This is a genomic window from Streptomyces sp. NRRL F-5650, assembly GCF_000721365.1.
In the GTDB taxonomy this organism is placed as follows: Bacteria; Actinomycetota; Actinomycetes; order Streptomycetales; family Streptomycetaceae; genus Streptomyces; species Streptomyces ardesiacus.
In genome coordinates, this window is sequence record NZ_JOGV01000057.1 from 18755 (window position 1) to 38668 (window position 19914).

General features: G+C 76.4%; 10 protein-coding genes. 8 read left to right on the top strand and 2 right to left on the bottom strand.

The features are described 5' to 3' along the window. Positions 1-32 precede the first annotated feature (32 nt). A complete protein-coding gene (locus tag IG88_RS0133725) occupies positions 33-1934 on the top strand; it encodes an ABC transporter ATP-binding protein (RefSeq protein WP_078861688.1) in 1902 nt (633 codons plus the stop codon). Then, the gene (locus IG88_RS0133730) at positions 1931-3856 is read left to right on the top strand and encodes an ATP-binding cassette domain-containing protein (protein WP_051852175.1); all 1926 of its coding nucleotides are present in this window, start codon (positions 1931-1933) and stop codon (positions 3854-3856) included. Before IG88_RS0133725 ends, IG88_RS0133730 begins: the two co-directional genes overlap by 4 nt. Before the next feature lie 34 nt (positions 3857-3890). Here IG88_RS0133730 and IG88_RS0133735 read toward each other — a convergent pair whose 3' ends face one another. Beyond that, entirely contained in the window at positions 3891-4496 is a 606-nt protein-coding gene (locus IG88_RS0133735) for a response regulator transcription factor (protein WP_158854163.1), read from the bottom strand. Between the two features lie 534 nt (positions 4497-5030). On the opposite strand from IG88_RS0133735, the gene IG88_RS0133740 reads away from it, so the two are divergent. From IG88_RS0133740 to IG88_RS0133765, 6 genes are all read left to right on the top strand, one after another. Further along, a complete protein-coding gene (locus IG88_RS0133740; protein WP_031049496.1) occupies positions 5031-5906 on the top strand; it encodes a DUF4132 domain-containing protein in 876 nt (291 codons plus the stop codon). 40 nt (positions 5907-5946) lie between these two features. Continuing rightward, complete coding sequence (locus tag IG88_RS0133745) at positions 5947-10938, top strand: hypothetical protein (RefSeq protein ID WP_031049498.1); 4992 nt, start codon at positions 5947-5949, stop codon at positions 10936-10938. 83 nt (positions 10939-11021) lie between these two features. Then, positions 11022-14630, top strand: a complete 3609-nt coding sequence (locus IG88_RS0133750) for a DUF5682 family protein (RefSeq protein ID WP_031049500.1) — start codon at positions 11022-11024, stop codon at positions 14628-14630. After that, positions 14627-16450, top strand: a complete 1824-nt coding sequence (locus tag IG88_RS0133755) for a hypothetical protein (RefSeq protein ID WP_031049501.1) — start codon at positions 14627-14629, stop codon at positions 16448-16450. Before IG88_RS0133750 ends, IG88_RS0133755 begins: the two co-directional genes overlap by 4 nt. A 205-nt stretch (positions 16451-16655) precedes the next feature. Beyond that, positions 16656-18719: a phosphocholine-specific phospholipase C gene (locus IG88_RS0133760; RefSeq protein ID WP_031049503.1), complete on the top strand. Its 2064-nt coding sequence runs from the start codon at positions 16656-16658 to the stop codon at positions 18717-18719. A gap of 152 nt (positions 18720-18871) precedes the next feature. Next, positions 18872-19240, top strand: coding sequence for a hypothetical protein (locus IG88_RS0133765; RefSeq protein WP_031049506.1), 369 nt, complete (start codon positions 18872-18874; stop codon positions 19238-19240). 27 nt (positions 19241-19267) lie between these two features. Here IG88_RS0133765 and IG88_RS0133770 read toward each other — a convergent pair whose 3' ends face one another. Continuing rightward, positions 19268-19690, bottom strand: a complete 423-nt coding sequence (locus IG88_RS0133770) for a hypothetical protein (RefSeq protein ID WP_031049510.1) — start codon at positions 19688-19690, stop codon at positions 19268-19270. Positions 19691-19914 lie beyond the last annotated feature (224 nt).

Sequence of the window (19914 nt, forward strand, 5' to 3'; positions counted from 1 at the left end):
AGAAGGTGACGGCCGCGGCGACGCGGTGAGCCATGTCGCCGGGCGCGGGCGCCCCGGGTTCCGGCCCGGGGCGCCGACGCCTGCCCGGACGTACGGAGGTTTCGCAGGTGCGAACGAGAAGACCGGCGGTGCCGCGGGCGCCCGGGAAGCGGAACGGGGCCGACGGCCCGGCACCCGGGCGCGCGCTGGAGGCACTGGTGCTGCTGTGCTCGGTCGCGGCGGCCGGTGCGGCCGTGGCCCAGCCCCTGGTCCTCGGCCGCACCCTGGACCTGCTCCTGCGGGACGGCGACGCGGGGTGGTGGCTCCCGCTGAGCGCCGGGCTGCTCCTGGGGGAAGTACTGCTGGACAGCGCGACCTCCCTGTGCACCGGGCGCTGCACCGCCACCTGGACGGCGGCCGTCCGCGCGCGCGCCCTGCGCGGACTGCTGCACGCCGTGCCCGACCACGCACGCGCCCTCTCGCCGGGGGACGTAGGCACCCGCCTCACCCTCAACGCCGCCGACGCGGGGGGCGCCCCGGCGGCACGGGCGGCACTGGCGGCCTCACTGATCACCCCGCTGGGCGCCCTCGGGGCCCTGGCCTTCGTCGACCTCTGGGTGGCGGCCTGCGTGCTGGCGGGACTGCCCGCCCTCGCCCTGGTACTGCGCTCCTTCGCACGCGACACGGGCGCCACGGTCGCCGCCTACCAGCGCACGCAGTCCCTGATCGCCTCGCGGCTCCTCGAGGCGCTGGAGGGCGCGGCCACGATCGGCGCGGCCGGCACCGTCGGCCGGGAGCGCGCCCGTGTCCTCGCCCCGCTGGCGGAACTGGCCGACCGGGGCCGGCACATGTGGGCGCTGCACGGACGGGCGCTGGCCAGGAGCGGTGTCCTGGTCCCGCTGCTGACGCTGGCCGCCACCGCCGTCGGCGGACTGCGCCTGGCGGCCGGCGAACTGAGCGTGGGGGGCCTGCTCGCCGCCGGCCGCTACGCACAGCTCACCGCGGGTGTCGGCGCCGCCGCGTCGCTGCTCGGCGGGATCGTACGGGCCCGCGAGGCCCGGCACCGGACCCTGGAGCTGGAGGGGATGGAACCGCTCACGTACGGAACACGACGGCTGCCCCCGGACGGGCCGGGGGAGGTCGAACTGCGCGGCGTGCGCGTGGTGCGCGACGGCAGGCAGGTGCTGCGCGCCGACGGGGTGCGGGTGCCGGGCGGCAGCACGGTCGCCGTGGTCGGACGCGGCGGAGCGGGCAAGTCCGTGCTGGCGGCGGTGGCGGGACGGCTCGTCGACCCGGACGAGGGACACGTGCTGCTGGACGGCGTCCGGCTCGACCGCCTGACGCGCGACGCGTTGCGCACCGAGGTGTCCTACGCCTTCGAACGCCCCGTGCTGGGGGAGGGGACGGTCGCGGAGGCGGTCGCGGGCGGGGTGCGGCAGCCGACCGGCGAGCAGGTGCGGGAAGCGGCCCGCGCGGCCGGCGCCGACGGCTTCGTACGCCGTCTGCCGCACGGTTACGACACACCGCTGGCGCAGGCGCCCCTCTCGGGCGGGGAACACCAACGGCTCGGCCTGGCAAGGGCGTTCGCGCACGCCGGACGCCTGCTGGTCATGGACGACGCCACATCGAGTCTGGACACCGCCACGGAGCACGAGGTTGACCTGGCGCTGCGCCGCTCGGTCCGGCCCGGGACCCGGCTCGTGGTCGCCCACCGGCCCTCGGTGGCGGACCGGGCGGACCTGGTGCTCTGGCTGGAGGACGGGGAGGTGCGCGCGGTCGGAACGCACCGCGAACTGTGGCGCACGGCCGGCTACCGGGCGGTCTTCGGCGCTGGCGCGGGCGCGGACGCCGACGGCACCGGGACGGCGGCGCCGGCCGACGGGCCCGTACCGCCGGGCGCGGGGGAGGCCGAACCTTCCGCATGCCGTCAGGAACCGGAAGAGGCGCACCCGTGACGTCCGCCGGACACCGCGCGCAGGCACCCGGCGACGCGGGTACCGGGGACGCCGGGACCAGGGCGGTGCGCCGGCTGGCGCCGCCCGCGCGGCGCTTCCTCGCCCGCCGCAGGGGTGTGCTGCTGCGGCTGGCGCTCTGGTCGCTGGCGGAGTCGGGGCAGGCGTTCCTGGTGGGCTACGGAGTCGCCCGCTCCGTCGACGACGGATTCCTCGCCGGCGACCCGCGCCGGGGGCTGCTGTGGCTCGCGGTCGCCCTGGCCGCCGTACTGACCGGAGCGCCGGTCGTCCGGGGGGTGTTCGCGCAACTCGCCGGATTGACGGAGCCGTTGCGCGACGCCCTGGTGCGGCGCGCGGTCGACCGGTCCCTGGTCCGGGTGGCCGCGGGCGGCCCCGGCGGGCCGGACCGGGCGGCCGTGTCACGGCTGACCAACCAGGTCGAGATCGCCCGGGACAGTTTCGCCGGCCTCGTCCTCACCCTGCGCTCCTTCGTCTTCACCGCCGCCGGCGCCTTGCTCGGCCTGCTGTCCCTGCACCCGGCCCTCCTCGTCGTGGTGATGCCCCCGCTGGCGGCCGGTCTCGCGCTGTTCCTGCTCACGCTGCGGCCCATGGCGGCCGCCCAGCGCCGGGCCCTGGCGGCCGACGAGGCCCTGGGCGACCACGCGGCGCGCGCCCGTGCCGCGCTGCGGGACCTCACCGCCTGCGGCACCGGGTCCGCGGCGGAACGGCGCGGCGCGGACCTGGTGGCCGACGCCGCCGCGGCGGCGCGGACGCTGGCCGGGTGGGCGGCGGTGCGCACGGCGGCACTCGGCGTCGCGGGCCACCTGCCCGTGCTCGCGCTGCTGGTGGCGGTGGAGTGGCTGCGCGGGCGAGGAGTGAGCGCGGGCGCGCTGCTGGGCGCGTTCACCTACCTCGTGCAGTCCCTGCTGCCCGCCCTGCACAGCCTGATGACCGCGCTCGGGGCCGCCGGGGCCCGGCTGCTGGTCGTCCTCGACCGGATCGTGGGCCCGCAACCGGACCCCACCGACGCCCCGGGGGCGGCGGCCTCCCGAGCGGACACCGCGGACGGCCACGGCCATGGCCACGGCCACGATCTCGGCACCGGTCACGGTCCCGGCGGTCGGCCGTCCGTCCACCGTCCCGGCGGTCGGCCGTCCGTCCAGGGCGCACGCCCGGCGCACCACCGGGACGCCCCGGTCCCGGCGCTGGAACTGCGCTCCGTCACCCTGTCCTACGGCGCCCGGGCGGAGCCCGTGCTGGACGCGCTCGATTTGAGCGTCGCCGCGGGGGAACACCTCGCCGTCGTCGGACCGAGCGGCATCGGCAAGTCCACCCTCACCCGCCTCGCCGCGGGCACGCTCGCGCCGAGCGCCGGCGAGGTGCGGGTGGCCGGGAACCCGGTCGCGGGGCGCACCGCCGCGCAACTGGCCGCCCTGCGGGTGCTGGTCCCGCAGGAGGCCTACGTCTTCTCCGGCACGGTCGCCGACAACCTCGCGTACCTCAGGACGGACGCGGACCGGGAGGAAGTCGACGCGGCGGTGGGGGCCTTCGGCCTGCGGCCCCTGGTCGAGCGCCTGGGCGGGCTGGACGGGGAGCTGCGGCCCGCCGAACTCTCCCCGGGAGAGCGGCAGTTGGTCGCGCTGGTCCGCGCCCACCTGTCGCCCGCCCCCCTGCTGCTGCTCGACGAGGCCACCTGCCACCTCGACCCGGCGTCCGAGGCCCGCGCCGAGGAGGTCCTCGCGGCGCGGCCGGGAACGCTGCTCGTGGTGGCGCACCGGCTCTCCTCCGCGGTCCGTGCCGACCGGACCCTGGTGCTGGACGGCGTACGGGCCGTGTGCGGGACGCACGACGAGCTGCTGGGCCGTTCGCCGCTCTACCGGGACCTGACGGGCCACTGGTGTGCCCGTCCGTCCGGGCGGGCGTGAGCGCGGGCCGCCGCCGTGCGGCGCCGCACGGCGTTCACGTCCAGCCGGCGCTCTGGACGATGCGGATCGCGTCGACCCGGTTGCGGGCGCCCACCTTGCGGATCGCCGTGGCCATGTAGTTGCGGACCGTCCCCCGGGAGAGGTGCAGCCGCGCCGCGATCTCGGCGATCGGCGCCCCCTGGGAGGCCAGGGTCAGTACGCTCAGCTCCCTCGTGGTCAGCGGCATCTCCGCACCCTCCAGCAGCGCCACGGTGAGCGTCTCGTCCAGGAAGCGTTCGCCCTTGGCGACGGTGTGCACCGCCGTGATCAGCCGGTGGACCGGGGCGTTCTTGTCGACCAGTCCGAGGGCGCCTCCCTCGAACGCCCGGCGCAGCACCCCCGGCCGCTTGGCGGTCGCCAGCACGACGAGCCGGTCCCCGTACCGGGCCCGCAGACGCACCGCGCGTCCGCCGTCCGGGCCCGTCAGGCACTCCCCGTCGACGACGCAGACGTCCGACGGCGGCGCCTCGCGCACCCCACCGTCGGCGTCGGGACACTGCGCGGACACGTCCAGCGTGTCGTCGGATCTGAGCAGTTGCGCCAGCGCCGACCGCAGCAGTGTCTCGTCGTGCACCACGACAATACGAACCATCTCCCCCACCTCATCGTCCGGCGGCGGTCCCGTACGGACCGCCGGTTGCGCGCGCCCCCGCGCCACGGGCCATGTGCCCCCCACCGGGACGGCGGAACACCACGCGTACGCACGTGCGAACGGCATCGGAGGCAATGCGCCGTCGCCGACGCAGTGCAGAGGGACGGGCGGGACGGGTGACCCGACGAAGAAGGGCGGATAACGCACCGGTCCGCGGCCGGCGCGGGAGCCTGCGGGGACCGGCGTGCGACGGCCGGTCCCGCGTCCCGGGCCCCGGCGCCCAGGCCAAGAGGGGGTCCCGTGCCCCGGAGCCGGCCGTGCACCCGCCCTCCGGGTCCGGCGGCCCCGTTCCCGGCCGCCGCCGGACCCGGCCGAAAACCGCCGCTGCCCAATCTGGCGCGAAAGGCACCGCGCCGCACGAGATGGGGACTGTCGGTGGGCGCCCCTAGTCTTTGGCCAACACCTCAGCAGAGCGTGCTGGTTCACGGCTCGGCCCGTCTGCTGTGCCGTGTGTTCCCAGTGGTGGCGAGAGGCGAAGAGCTGATGGGTTGGCTGGCAGCGGGCGACGAGTACGAAGTCGCCCTGGTGGAAGGCCGGGTGGTGGCGCGGACCGCGTCGGCGGAGTCCCGGGCGCGGGGCGGGCACGAGCGCACCCTGCCCGCGGAGATACGGGACCGTCCCGAGGTGGTCGAACTCCAGCGCTTCGCCGAGTGGCTCGACCGGCACGCCGCCGAGTGCGCGGCGCAGGTCGCCGCCTGGATGGTGTCCTCGCTGCCGGTGCCGGCCGGGCTGCTGGCGCAGGTGTGGCCCGACGAGGCGTGGCGGGCGGCACTGCGGGACATCGTCGTCGTCGGCGACGGACCCGGCGAGACGGGTTTCCTGCGCGACGCCGACGAGACGGAGGGCCTGCGGGTGGTGAACCTGGACGGCGAGACCGTCCGGCTGACCTCCCCCACGGTCACCATGCCCCACCCGGTCCTCCTGCCCGACCTGGAGGAACTGCGGACCTTCGCCGCCGAGGCGGGCGTGGTCCAGGGCGTGGCGCAGATCCACCGCGCCACCTGGCTCAAGCCCGCCGGGACGGACGACGGGGCCGACTCGGTCTCCGAGTTCGAGGGCGCCGAGTACCGCTCGTGGTTCCACCTCTCCGCCCGTGCCACCTCCCTCGGCTACCGGGTCTCCGGCAACGGCGTCGTCGACCGCGTCCGGGACGCCGGCCGCACCGTCACCGCCCGGGTCGGCATGAGCGACCCCTACACGGAGGAGAAGGCGTGGACCGGCCGTCTGACCTGGCACCACGGGGACGACCGCCGCAGGCTCCCGCTGCGCGAGGTCGGTCCCGTCGCCTGGTCCGAGGGCATGCGCATGGCCGCCGCCCTGCACGCGGGCCGCACCGTGCCCGCGGACGACGCCCGGTGAAGACCTCCACCGCACGCACACCCACGAAAGGCAAGCGATCATGAGCGACGGCACGACCCGGGACGGGGCGGACGCCAAGGCGGAGGAACTGCTGCGCGCGGGAGCCGTACTGCCGCCGGGCACCACCACGGGAGGCGACCGCGCGGTGCCCGTGTTCACCCGTGCCTACCGGCACCCGGGCCTCGACGACCGGGTCGTCGTACGCCTGACGCCCGCGGACCCGTACGCCCAGGAGCCCGCCGGGGACGGCGGCGGATTCCTCGGCCTGCTGCCGGCCGGTGAACCGGTCGAGGTCGGGGTCGGACAGCACCGGGCGATGGGCTTCCCCGAGTGGGTGCTGGTCCGCCACCCCGCCGACGGCCATCTCGCGATGTCCCTGGTGGAGGAGATGGACAAGATCGCCAGGACGGTGCGCTCCCGGCCGAAGCGGGCCCGCGCCGCCTACGAGTCGGCCGCCGAGCGGCTGGCGGGCTCGGTGCCGCACTTCCTGCCCACCTTCTACGAGGAGGCGGGCCGGGTGTTCCTGGCCGCGGGCCAGAAGGCGTACGCCTCCCAGATGTTCGTCAACGCGCGCAAGGCCGAGACGGCCCACGCCCTGCCGTTCGACGAGGCCCGCATGGACGCCGTGTTCCTGGAGTTCGCCCTCGCCGACGCCGTGCCGACCAAGGTGCTCTCCACCTACGCCAAGGGCCTGGCGTCCCGCGTGCCGGCCGCCACCGCCTTCAGGCACCTGCGCGGACTGTTCGTCCGGCTCGCCGCGCACGGCGTGGCACCGTCGAGTCCCGGCGCGAGCGACCTGCGCAAACTGGCGAAGGCCGCCGCGGGCAAGGACGCGCTCGCCGAGGAGACGGCCTACCTGCGCGAGGTGCTGCCGCTGCCGGGCACCCTCAAGGCACCGCCCGGCTGGTGGAAGGCCCACCTGGCCGCCCTGCGGGAGCTGACCCGGCGCGAACCCGCCGTCCGCGGCACCCTGTTGGGGCTGCTGCCCGCGGAGTGGGAGCAGGACGACCTGGGCCAGTGGCTCGGCCTGCTGGAGAAGACCGGCGCGACCGGGGGACTGTGCGACCCCGCCCAACCCGCCGAGACGCGTTCCCCCGACGGCACGGCCGGCTGGACCCGCCGGTTCCTCCGCCTGTGCCGCACCGACGAGGGGCGCCTCGCACCGCCCGAGCTGTACCCGCTCGTCGACCGGCTCGCCGACACCCTGCGCGCCGAACTCCACGCCGGGGGCGGCGCCCTGCCGCCCCCCGTCAGCGACGTCGACCTCCTCGACCAGCTCCTCGCCCTGCGCATCCCGGTCGGCGACCCCGAGGAACGGCCCGGCCTGGACCTGCAGGCCTGGGCGGCGCGCGACGAGCGGCGCGACCTCCTGGCCCTCGCCGCCGACAGCCGCTTCCGCGCCGCCTTCCGGCGCGGCTGCCCCAGCTACGAACGCGAGGGCATCGACCGGCGCACCGTGACCCGGCTGGCCGAGTCGCCGGGCGGACGCCCCATGCTCGCCGAGTGGGTGGCCGAGGTCGGCCGCAGGTATCTCACCGCCGAACTGGGCGAGTTCGCCCTCCGCAACGGCCCCCTCCAGACGCTGGCGTGGCTGCCCGGCGAGGTCCTCGCGACCGCCGAGCAGGAGGTCCGGGACGCCCTGAGCACCGGCATGGCCCCGAACCTCGCCCGTGCCCTGCGGGGCGGGATCCTCGACGAACTGGGCTGGCCCGCCTGGGAGGAGGCGGTCGGCACGCCCGCGTCGCCCGAGGACGCGCGGAGCACCCTCGTGAGCGAGGCATGGCCGCACCTGATCGTCTTCCGTGACGGCCGCGCCCGGGTGATCGGGGCCGAGGGCACGGTCCTCAGCCACGAGATGCGCCTGCCGCCGCCGTCGGAGCGCTCGGGCCCCGAGGCCCGCTACGTGGACGGCGGGCTCCTCGTCTTCTGGAAGGGCATTTCCTCCTCTTCCTTCACCGGCTCCCTCGGCTACTGGTACGCCCCCGAAACGGGTGCCTCCCCGCCCACCGAGGTGGACGGCGACGTCAACTCCCCCTACCCCTGCCACGCGAACGAGCGGGGCGGAACCAACGGCATGCGCGCCACCTCCCTCCCGCTCCCCGGGGGCGGGAGGGCCACCGGAGGGCGCGTGCTGCGGCGGGGAGACACCCACGTGCCGCACGGACGGCCCGTGATCGGCGACGGCACGTCGTACTGGGTCTGGGTCAGGGACTGGTCCGACGCGCGGAACAGCGCCTGGTTCGCCTACGACCCGGCCGCCGGCACGGTGGGGGAGCGCGACGAGCCGGACTGGTTCACGCAGGGGCTGCGCGCCGCGCCGGAAGGCAGCACCCTCGGCACCGCCTGGCTGCTGCCCGCCCCCGACCTGGTACCGGGCCCGGTGTCCGCCCCGGTGGACGGCGTGCTCGGCTGGCGGGTCCTCACGCTGCCCGACGGCTCGCAACGGGGCGAGGACCTGTCCGGCCGCACCGTCGTCGTACCCCCGCGCGTGGGCGGAAGCCCGGAGCACGCGCTCGTCTTCCCCGGCACCGACCGGGTCGTGACGGTGATGCGCTGGTCGACCGAGGTCCAACTGCGGGACGCCGGGGGCGCGGTCCTCGCCCATGTCGACGGCCACCAGACGGCCGGCCCCTTCTCGGCGGGCACCCCGCTGTTGCCGCCCCTGCGCTACTGGCCCCTGCTCAGCCCCCGCGACCCGCAGGGCTCCGCCGCGCTGCGCCGGGCCGGCGACGACACCGCGGCGGCCCTGCTGGCCGCTGCCCTGGCGGAGGCCCCCGGAATCGCCGCGGAGGACCGGGACCCGGTGCTCGCCCCCGTGCGCACCCTGCTCCCGGAGGTCGGCCACGAGGCCCTGCGCCAGGGCATCACCGGCCTGGCCCGGTTCGCCGCCGAGCAGCAGCGCACCCTGGACGCCGCCCTGGCCCGCCTGGACACGGCGGTTCGGGGCGCGACCCCGGAGCAGCCCCGGCCCGCCGTCGGCGACCGCCTGCTCGCCTCCGCGCTCAACGGCGCCGGCCTCACCGAACGCGACGCGCGCTGGTACTTCGACTTCCGGCACGACCTCTTCGAGCTGCCGCAGCTCGTCGCCCGGTCGATGAAGGCCCCGCCCGCCCCCGCCGAGCACGGCCCGCTGAAGCACCTGAACGCGGTGGCCCTGCCCGAGCTGCCCGCGGTGGTGGCGCTCCGGGCGGCCTCCGAGGCCACCGTCGAGGAGCACCGGCAGGCCCTGGGCGCCTTCCTGGACGAACTGGACGCACAGGGACTGACCGAGCTGGACCCCGGCCACTGGCGCCGCGTCCACCTGGCCCTGGAGCCCCACGCGTTCGACAGCCCCGGCGCCAGGCCCTGGAAGGGGACCGTGCTCGACCTGGGCGGCGGCGCGTTCCTGGTCTTCCCCGACGCCTGGTACCAGTTCGTCCGCGAGTACGGCGACCACGAGATCAAGGGCAGGCACTACGGCGCCCTCCACCACGACCCGTCCGGCCGCTTCGAGACGCCCGCGCCCTTCACCCCGGTGTCCGCGGAGCCGTTCGTCCCGGAGCCGGCCCGGGCGCCCGGCTGGGCCGCCGCCCTGCGCGCAGAGCTGGCCGAGCGCGGCCCCGCGCCCTGGCGCCCGGAGGCCGCCGACGAGTTCGCCCGGCTCACCGGGGTCACCCCGACCACGGCCAGGATCATCCTCGCCGGGGTGCCGCAGATCGACGACAAGCGCACGAGCGTGCCCTCCGCGACCCTCAAGGCCATCGGAGTGAAGGCGGCCGACGCCCGCGTGTCGAAGGAGGAGCTGAGGTCCCTCGACAGCGCCGCCCTGCGGGCCGTCGTGGCCGCCCTGCTGCCCACCGAACCGTCCCGGCTCTGGACCCACGGCCCCGACGCCGCCCGCGCGGCCGCGGTCTGGAACGAGCGTCTCGGCCGGCGCACCCCGCTGCCCGAAGACGTGCTGCACGACGCCGTCCGCAGCATCGAGCCCGTGGGCTGGGCCCCGGCCGAGGCCCTGCGGGGCTTCGTGGACCTGGCCGGCGAACCGCGGCTGACGACCGACCTGACCTGGAGCTTCGGCGACTACTACCTCGAAACCGCCGAGAAGACGCCGCGCTTCGACAGCTCGGTCCTCAAGGGATCGGTGGCCCTGGCCGCATGGCTCGCCCACCGGCTCCCCTCCGGCGACCCGATCCGGGCCACCCTGCCCGGCGTCCTGACCGCGCTGCGCGAACGCCTGGCCCACCCCGGCCTGCTGCTCGCCCTGGACCGGCGGGGGATCGACTGGGAGGCGTTCCGGCGGGCCGCCGGAGAACCCACGGAGACCGGCCACGGCTTCGAACGCTACGGTGCGGTGGCGGTGAGCACCGTGAACCCCGCAACCCTCGCCGCCGTCCGGCCGGCGCTGCTGGACGCGACCGGTCACGAGGCCCACCTGACCGCCCTGTGCACCGGCGAGCGGCCCAACGCACAGGAGACGGCACTGCGCCTGGTCCACGACCGGGCCTTCGCCGAACTGCTCGCCGACCCCGGCAACCCCCTGGCCGGCGAGCGCGACGCCGACGGGCTGTGGTGGCCCCAGGACCCGGCCCGCTCCGTGCCCGACCTGGTAGGCGAGGCCGCCGAACAGTACGGCGTCGGCGAGGACGCCGCCGTGCTGTACCTGATGCTGCTCGCCCTGCCCGACCCCACCGACCGCAACACCGCCCGCTGGACCGGCTGGGGCGGGCAGCGGGGCGGAACGGCCCGGCTGCGGGCCGCCCGCGCCGAACTCGCCGCCACCGGCCTCGTGGTCGAGGGCAGCCGCGCCAAGGCCGGACGCTCGCTGTTCCTGCCCGGCGGCTGGACACGGTTGCCCACCCCGCACCTGCCACTGGAGCGGTGGAAGCTGCCGATGTACGACCTGCGGGAGGGCGAGGCGCCCGTCCTGGGAGTCGTCGTGCCCACCCGGCCCGTGGCCGTCCTGTACCGCGAGGCCTGGCAGCGCGTCCAGGAGGGGGACGGACCGAGCCTGGAGGAACTGGAGGTGCCGCGACCGCGCAAGCGCCGCCGCTGAGGTCCGGCCCCGGCGGGGACGGCCGCCGCACGCCGCCGTCCCCGCCGCCCCTCCGTCCCCCGCCCGCCCACGCCCCTGGACCCATGACCGCACGCGAAGACACCGCCGGCCGTCCGGCAGCCCGCAGACAGCCCCTCGTGATCGGCGTACGCCATCACAGTCCCGCCCTGGCCGTCGCCGTCCCCCGGCTGCTGGACGCGGTGGACGCCGAGGTCGTGTGTGTGGAACTGCCGGCCGACTTCCAGCCGTGGCTGCCCTACCTCGCCGACCCGCGGACCGTGGCGCCGGTGGCGCTGGCCGGTGTCCACGAGGACGGACGGCTGCGGTTCCATCCGCTCGCCGACTTCTCGCCGGAACTGGCGGCGATCCGCCGGGCACGGGAGCGGGGCGCGGAGGCGGTCTGCTGCGACCTGCCGCTGGCGGACCCGCGATGGCCCTGCGGGCCGCCGGACGGGGGTGCCCGCGCCGTGGCCGTCGACGACTTGTGGGACCGCACCGTCGAGGCACGGGCGCCGGGCAGCGCTCCCGAAGCCGTGCGACGAGCAGCCCTCGACTTCGGACGGGCGGTGCGCCTCGACACCGCGGCCCACGGGGGGATCGCGGCCGGTGACCTCGCCCGCGAGGCCCACATGCGCCGGGTCCTCGGCCGGTGCGCACCGCGTCGGGTCGCCGCGGTGGTCGGTGCCTTCCACGCCCCCGCGTTGACCGACGCGGACGAGGGGGACGCGCCGGGGGAGGCGGGGCGGGAGCCGGATGCGGCGACGGGGGTGGGGGCGGATGCGGCGCCGGGTGCGGAGGTGGAGGCGGAGGCGAAGACGGAGGCAGTCGTCACCTCCCTCGTGCCGTACGCCTTCGCCCTGCTGGACCCCCGCACGGGGCACTCGGCCGGCATCCGCGACCCGCGCTGGCGCCAGGCGGTCCTCGACGCGGGCGGCGATCCCGGGCGCGTCCGGAACGCCGCCGCCCGGATCATCACCGAACTGTGCCGGGAGATCCGGGCGTCCGGGGGCGCGGCGGGCACCGGCGAGGCCGTCGAGACCCTGCGGTTCGCCTGCGACCTGGGCACCCTGCGCGGTCTGCCCGCCCCGGGCCGCGGAGAACTCCACGAGGCGGTGACGTCCGTACTCGGCCGGGGCCGCCCCCTCGGCCGGGAACTGGACGCCGTCCTGGTCGGCACGGGACGGGGCCGGCTCGCGCCCGGAACACCCCGCTCCGGACTCGGGCCCTGGGCGGAGGCCGAACTGGCCGCGCTGCGGCTCCCGGGACCGCATGCCCCGGACGGCCGGGACCTGCGGCTCGCTCCACTCCGCTCCGACCTCGACGCCCGCCGCGAGATCCTGCTCCAGCGCCTCGGGGAGTGCGGGGCGGGCTACGCGGAGCCGGTCCCGGTGAGCACGCCCGGGGAGGGCGGCGCGCTCACCACACGCTGGCGGGCCGCGTGGACCCCGGCGGTCGCCGCCCGCCTCGACCTCGTGGGCGTCCGCGGCGTCACCGCGGCCCAGGCGGCCGACGGCATCCTCCGCGAGCGCCACCGCAGGGCGGCCGAGGCCGGCCGGGTCACCCCGGCCCGGGTCGTCGCCCTCCTGGGGGCGGCGGCCAGGTGCGCCCTTCCCGCCCTGCTCCAGGACGGTCTGACGGAGGCCGAGCGGGTCCTTCCGGGTGCCGCCCGCCTGCCCGAACTGCTGGACGCGCTGGACCTGTTGGAAGCACTGCGCCGACAGCACCTGCCCGGCACCACCGAAGCCGTCCGCGTCCGGGCGGCCCGTCTCGCCGGGCTCCTGCTTCAAGCCGCCGTCCGGCTCCTGCCCGGACTGGCCGGCAGCGACGACCCCGAGGACGCCGTCGCGGTCGTGACCCTCGCCGTCCGCCGCGCCGAGGACCGGCTCGGACTGCGGCTGGACGGCGAGCTGTACGCGCTCTCCCGCACCGGCTCCCCGCTCCTCCAGGGTGCGGCACAGGCCGCCCGGGTCCTGCTGGACCTCGACGGCTCCGATCTGCTGGGCGCGAGGCTCGCCGGCTGGGTGGACACGGCGACGGGACCGGACGGCCGGCGCCGGCTGGAACGCCGGCTCACCGGGGTGCTCGTCGCCGCCGGACCGCTGGTCGAGTCGGCGTCCACCGCCCTGCGCCCGCTCTTCGAGCGCGTGGAGACCATGGACGACCGTGCCTTCCTGGACCGGTTGTACGCGCTGCGCGGCGGCTTCGGAGCCCTCACGCCGGAGGGGCGCACCCGGGTGCTCGCGGCCGTCCGCGACCGCCTGGGCGGCCGGCCCGGCCTCGGGCTCCCCGCCCCGGCCGAACTGGTCGGGCGGTGGGCCGCGGCCGACGCCGAGGGCCACGCCCTGCTGCGGGAGCTGGGCCTGGCGGGACCGGTGCGCGCCCCCGCGCCCGGGCAGGCCACCGTCGTGTCGCCGGGGCAGGCCACCGCCGTGCCGCCGGGGCACGGCACCGCCATGCCGCCCGGGCAGCGTGCTGACGCATCCGAGGCCGTGCGGGGGACCCGACGGATCGGTCCCGCCGACCGCTGGCGGCTGGTGCTCGGCCGTGACACCGCCCAACTCCCGCCCGGACTACGGCCGTACGCACACGCCCTCGACGAACTCTTCGGCCACGACGCGGCCGAGGCGGAAGAGAGCCGCGACGGGAGCGGGGAGGGAGCGGCCGACGACGGGCCGGAACCCGGCGCGGGCGGCACCGCCGCAGACGGCGCCGACGACGAGGACGGAACCGGGGGGCGGGCCCGGAGCCGCCCCGACGTCCGGCACTGGGCCGAGGACCTCCGGGTGCTCTTCGGCGCGGAGATCCGCGAGGAGATCCTGGGCCGCGCCGTCGCCGACGGCCGGACCGACGCCGTCGAACTCCTCGACGCGGGCTCCGTACGCCCCTCCGTCGAGCTGCTGTCCACCGTCCTGACGCTGGCCCGGGGGATGCCCGAGCAGCGGGTGGCACGTCTGAGGCCGCTCGTGAAGCGGCTGGTCGGGGAACTCACCGAGCAACTCGCCACCCACCTGCGCCCCACCCTGACGGGCCTGGCCGTCCTCCGCCCCACCCGGCGTCCCGGCGGGCCCCTCGACCTGCCCCGCACCCTGCGGGCCAACCTCGCGCACACCCGCCTGCGGGAGGACGGACGGGTCGAAGTCGTCCCCGAACGGCCGGTGTTCCGGACCCGCGGCGCCCGGCAGAACACCTGGCGGCTCGTCCTCGTCGTGGACGTCTCCGCCTCCATGGAGTCCTCGGTGGTGTGGTCGGCGCTCACCGCCGCCGTCCTCGCCGGTGCGCCCATGCTCTCCACCCACTTCCTCACCTTCAGCACCGAGGTCGTCGACCTCACCGGCCTGGTCGGCGACCCCCTCTCCCTGCTGCTGGAGGTGAAGGTCGGCGGCGGTACGCACATCGCCGCGGGCCTCGCCCACGCCCAGACCCTGGTGAAGGTGCCCGACCGGACCCTGATGGTGGTCGTCAGCGACTTCGCGGAGGGCGCCGCGGTCGAACGCCTGCTGGCGGAGACCAGGGCCCTGGTCTCGTCCGGGGTCCGGCTGCTGGGCTGTGCCGCCCTGGACGGCGAGGGAACGCCGTGCTACTCGGTGCCGGTTGCCCGGCAGCTCGTCGCCGCCGGCATGCCGGTGGCCGCCCTCAGCCCGTTCGCGCTCGCCCGCTGGGTCGGCGAACAGGTCCGCGGAGCCGCCCGGTGACCCGCCCCCGCCCGGACACCGCGCCCGTGCTCCCACCGGTGGCCCCGGAGGTCCTCGCCGCCGCGGTGGAGAGCCTGACCACCCGGCTGCGCGGCCGGCTCGACGCGGCCGTCGAGGCGCTGGCCGCCAACCCGGTCGACACGGCGGACGACGGCACCTACGGCGTCCACTGCGCGGTGGACGCCCGAGTGACCCTGGCACCGGGGCCGTCCGGCACGATCACCGCCCCCGACCAGGCACGCTGCACCTGCCTCCTGTCGCCCCGCTGCCTCCACCGCACCGCGGTCCTGGCCGCGGCCCCGGTCGCGGAGGCGGCCCCGCCCGCCCCGGGGGAACCGGCCACCGTGGGGGAACCGGCCACCGCCCCGGCTCCGTCCGCGGCCACGGCTCCTTCGACCGTCCCGGCTCCCTCCGCCGCCCCGGCCCCGTCCGCCGGTCAGACGCGTGCCGCCGCGGACCTCTGGACGGCGGGCGCGGCGGTCCTGGCGGCGGGCGTTCCCGCCGTCGGCGCCGTCCTGCGGGCCGAGTTGCTGCGGGCCGCACACACGGCGCGTCTGGCGGGCCTGTACCGGGCGGAGGGCGCCGCCCTCGACGTCGTACGCCGGGTGCGCGAGGCGCACGACCCGGACAGCCCGAACAACCCACGCGGTACGGGCGAGTTGACGGCCGCCCTCCGTGAGCTCCTGCTCGTCGCCCACCGGCTGAAGGCGGCCGACGCCGACCCGGCGCTGATCGGCGCCGTCCGCCACCATCACCGCCCCGACCGGCCCCTGCGCCTCTACGGCGTCTGCCGCGAACCGGTCGTGGAACCCGGTGGCCGGGGCGGTGTCGTCACCCGTCTGGTCGGGGACGACGGCCGCTGGTACGCGCTGCGCGACGTCGGTCCGGGCGGTGCCGGGCGGGCCCGCCGTGCCGGTACCGCCCCTGTGGCCCTCCGCTCCTTCCTGAGCGACCACGAGCGGCTGTCCCGCGGTGGTCTCGTCGTCACCGGCGCGGTCGTCGCCCCCGACGGCAGCCTGCTCGCGGAGCCCGGCGTCCGGGCCGCCTTCGCGCCCGGACGCCCCTGGACCGACGTCGTGCCCGCGACCGCCGCTCCCGCCGGCCCCGGGCAGGCCGCGCCGCCGACCGTGTGCGCCGTGGAGGTCCTCGCCGCCGACGGTGAGGGCGTACTCGTCCGCGCCCTCACCGGCGACGCCCCCGGGCCGGTCCTCCGGCTCGCCCCCGCCCACCGGCACCCCGCCCTCGCCCACACCGCCAACCTCGGGCGGCTGGGCGCGTGTCCGGGGCTGCGGGTCCGGGTCCTCGGCCGCGTCGACCCCGAGCGGGCCACCACCCTGCGCCCCCTGGCCGTCGGACCGGTGAACGGCAGCGGGGCGCCGACCCTCGCCCTGCCCGAGCAATGGCGGGGCCGCGCCGACCTCGGCTACGACCGGCTGCGCGACGAGCACCTCCCGTTCGGGGCGACCGCCCGCCCGGCCGCGTCCGGCCTCCCCGGCGCGACGCCCCGCCCGGCCGACCCGCCGCTCCGGCACCTGCGCGACCTGGTCGAGCTGGCGGTCACGGGCGGGCGCCGCGCCGCCGCGGAACCCGCGCGCACCGGCGACCGCGACGGCCGCGCCGCCGCCCTGCGCGACGGCGGTTTCACCACCGGCGCGGACCTGTACACCGCGCTCGCGGCGGCGGCCGCCCGGCGTTCCCGCGACGTCTTCGGACGCCCGGCCGGGGACGACCGGGACCACTACGCGGCCCGGTGGCTGGCCACGGCCGTCTACCTCACCGGCACGGAAGCCGCCCTGGGCCGCGCCCTGTGGCAGGGCTGAGCCGCGGCTCGGCGGGCGGCGCGGCCGACGCGTGTGCGGCGGCGGGCCCGGGGCGCACCCCGCGTACCGGTGACTTTCACACGAGCGCCACCGGGCCCTTCCCCGACGTTTGCCGCTCCTGGAACACTCGTTCCGCGCGCATTCCGTCATCACCCGGCACCGTCCGGCCGGTTGACTCCCCCCAGACGAAAGGCCCCTCACCCCCATGGCCGAAGTGAACCGCCGCAGGTTCCTGCAACTCGCGGGCGCCACCACGGCGTTCAGCGCCCTGTCCGCGAGCATCGACCGGGCCGCCGCGCTCCCGGCCAACCACCGCTCCGGATCGATCGAGGACGTCGAGCACATCGTCGTCCTGATGCAGGAGAACCGTTCGTTCGACCACTACTTCGGCACGCTCCGAGGTGTCCGCGGCTTCGGCGACCCGCACCCGGTGGCGCTGGACGGCGGCAGGCCGGTGTGGCACCAGCGCAAGAGCGACGGCACGGAGGTGCTGCCGTTCCGTCCCGAGGCCGACGACCTCGGCATGCGGTTCCTCGAAGGGCTCCCGCACGGCTGGGCCGACGGACAGGACGCCTACCACAACGGCAAGTACGACCGGTGGCTGCCCGCCAAGGGCACCACGACCATGGCCCACCTGTCCCGCGAGGACATCCCGTTCCACTACGCGCTCGCCGACACCTTCACCGTCTGCGACGCCTACCACTGCTCCTTCATCGGCTCCACCGACCCCAACCGCTACTACCTGTGGTCGGGTTACACCGGCAACGACGGCCGCGGCGGCGGCCCGGTCCTCGGCAACGACGAACGCGGCTACGACTGGACGACGTACCCCGAGCGTCTGGAAGCGGCCGGCGTCTCCTGGAAGATCTACCAGGACATCGGCGACGGCCTCGACGCGGCCGGCGGCTGGGGCTGGATCGACGACCCCTACCGGGGCAACTACGGCGACAACTCCCTGCTGTACTTCAACGCGTACCGCAACGCGAAGCCCGGCGACCCCCTGTACGACAAGGCCCGCACGGGCACCGACGCCAGGAGGGGCGAGGGCTACTTCGACAGGCTGCGCGCGGACGTCAAGGCGGGCACCCTGCCGAAGATCTCCTGGATAGCCGCCCCGGAGGCGTTCTCCGAGCACTCCAACTGGCCCTCGAACTACGGCGCCTGGTACATCTCCCAGGTCCTGGACGCGCTCACCTCCAACCCGGCGGTGTGGGCGAAGACGGCCCTGTTCATCACGTACGACGAGAACGACGGCTTCTTCGACCACGTGGTGCCGCCGCTGCCGCCGAAGTCCGCCGCGCAGGGCCGCTCCACCGTCGACGTCTCCCTGGACGTCTTCGAGGGCGGCGCCACCCACCGCGAGGGCTTCTACGGACTGGGCCCGCGGGTGCCGATGCTGGTCGTCTCGCCCTGGAGCAAGGGCGGCTTCGTGTGCTCCGAGACCTTCGACCACACCTCGGTGATCCGGTTCATGGAGCGGCGCTTCGGCGTCCGCGAACCGAACATCTCACCGTGGCGCCGTGCCGTCTGCGGCGACCTGACCTCGGCCTTCGACTTCTCCCGCAAGGACAGCCGCCCGGCCCGCCTGCCGGACACCGACGCCTACGAGCCGCCGGACCGCACGCGCCACCCCGACTACCGCCCGGCACCGCCCGCCGATCCCGGCATGCCCCGGCAGGAGCGCGGGTCGCGTCCCTCCCGCCCGCTGCGCTACGACCCGTACGTGGACGGTGCCGCGGACCCGGCGGCCGGGAGGTTCACGCTGACCTTCGCCTCCGGGGCCCGGGCCGGCGCCGCCTTCCTCGTCACCTCGGGCAACCGCACGGACGGCCCCTGGACGTACACCACCGAAGCGGGCAAGAGCATCGCGGACACCTGGAACTCGGCGTACTCCGGCGGTTCCTACCACCTGACGGTGCACGGCCCGGCCGGTTTCCTGCGGGTCTTCCGCGGCCCGAACGAGCCCGCCGGTCCCGCCGGATGCGAGGTCACCGCCCGGCACAGCGGGGACGACCTGCGGCTCACCCTCACCAACGCCGGGACCGGCACGGTCCGACTGCGGATCGCCAACGCCTACGACGGCCGCGCCCGGACCCTCGCCGTCCGCCCCGGCGCCACCGTGCACCACACCGTCGGCCTCGCGCGCAGCCGCCGCTGGTACGACGTGACCGTGACCTCCGAGACCGACCCCGCCTTCCTGCGGCGCTTCGCCGGTCACGTGGAGAACGGCAGGCCGGGGGTGAGCGACCCGGCGATCGCCACCGACTGAGGCCGGGGCCGGCGAAGACCGGCGCCGTCGTACGGCGGGCAGCGGTGGCTCACGGGCCGACCTGATGGCCAGTCAGCCCGTGAGATATCGTGTACCGGGAACAAACAGCAGGCAGGCGGTCCGTCGAGTTCCAGCCCGGGAGAGTACAGCCGATGGCGAGGCAGCTACGCGCCGAGCAGACCCGCGCGACGATCATCGGTGCCGCGGCCGACCTGTTCGACCGGCCGCCGCTGCCGCACCCCTTCACCGAGTGGCGGGAGACGGCCACCTCCCGGCTCCTGAACGCGGTGCGGCAGGCCGACGTGCACCCGGACTCCGACGTCGACTCCGTCGCCCACGCCCTCGTCTGCTCCGTCGTCGGCACCTGCGTCGTGGGCGCCGCCCTCGAACCGGCCGGCCGCCAGCCCCGGCGCCTGGCCGAGATGTGGTGCATCTGGATCCGCGGCATGGTCCCGGTCGCCCGGCGTGCCCGCTACCTCTCCCTCGCGGCCCGTCTCGAGCGGGAGACGGGCGCGGCCTGACGGCGGTGACGCGTGCGCTCCGCCCGGCTACAACTGGGCCGAGGCGAAGCCGCTCAGCAGAACCAGGGTGCCGCCGATCTCACCGACGACCAGCGCCTCGCGCACCCCGCGCAGGCCGGCCCTCCGGTCGCGCATCTGGTTGTCGGTCCGGCCCTCGCGTCCGAGCCGCGCGTACTTCGAGATCGTCAGAACGAACATGCCGATGATCGCGGCTGCCGCCGTGACGTTCACCGCGGACGGCCAGCCGGAGAACTGGACGAGCGGCGCCACGATGGCGGAAGTCGCGAAGGAGTACAGCAGCGCGGCGTTGTGCGCGACGCTCACGTAGCGGTGTGCCGTTCCGTCCGGGGACGCAATGGACTGCTGCCATTTCCACACCCCGAGGACCAGTGCCACGAGGAAGATCAGACCGGCGGCGAAGAGGACCCAGGCGGTCTCCTGGCGGATCATGGTGTGCCTCCGAGTGGGGGGAGTCGTCGCGCGTCACGTGCGGGCCGGGGGGGGGCGCGGTGGGGCCGCGGGTGAAGGGCCCGGGGCGCCACGTCGGGCGGTCCTCGGAAACGGTAGCTTGGATCTTGGCGACCCCGGTGAGGAGGTCCCCGGAGGCGGCGACCGCGAGGCCCGTCCCCGGCCTCCGCGAAGGGCGAGCCGCCGGAACGGCTGCCGCGGGAACG

Excerpts from the sequence above, each read along its gene's own strand:
- IG88_RS0133725 (WP_078861688.1), top strand. The coding sequence starts at position 33 with ATGTCGCCGGGCGCGGGCGCCCCGGGTTCCGGCCCGGGGCGCCGACGC.
- IG88_RS0133740 (WP_031049496.1), top strand. The coding sequence starts at position 5,031 with ATGGGTTGGCTGGCAGCGGGCGACGAGTACGAAGTCGCCCTGGTGGAA.
- IG88_RS0133745 (WP_031049498.1), top strand. The coding sequence starts at position 5,947 with ATGAGCGACGGCACGACCCGGGACGGGGCGGACGCCAAGGCGGAGGAA.
- IG88_RS0133750 (WP_031049500.1), top strand. The coding sequence starts at position 11,022 with ATGACCGCACGCGAAGACACCGCCGGCCGTCCGGCAGCCCGCAGACAG.
- IG88_RS0133760 (WP_031049503.1), top strand. The coding sequence starts at position 16,656 with ATGGCCGAAGTGAACCGCCGCAGGTTCCTGCAACTCGCGGGCGCCACC.
- IG88_RS0133765 (WP_031049506.1), top strand. The coding sequence starts at position 18,872 with ATGGCGAGGCAGCTACGCGCCGAGCAGACCCGCGCGACGATCATCGGT.
- IG88_RS0133770 (WP_031049510.1), bottom strand. The coding sequence starts at position 19,690 with ATGATCCGCCAGGAGACCGCCTGGGTCCTCTTCGCCGCCGGTCTGATC.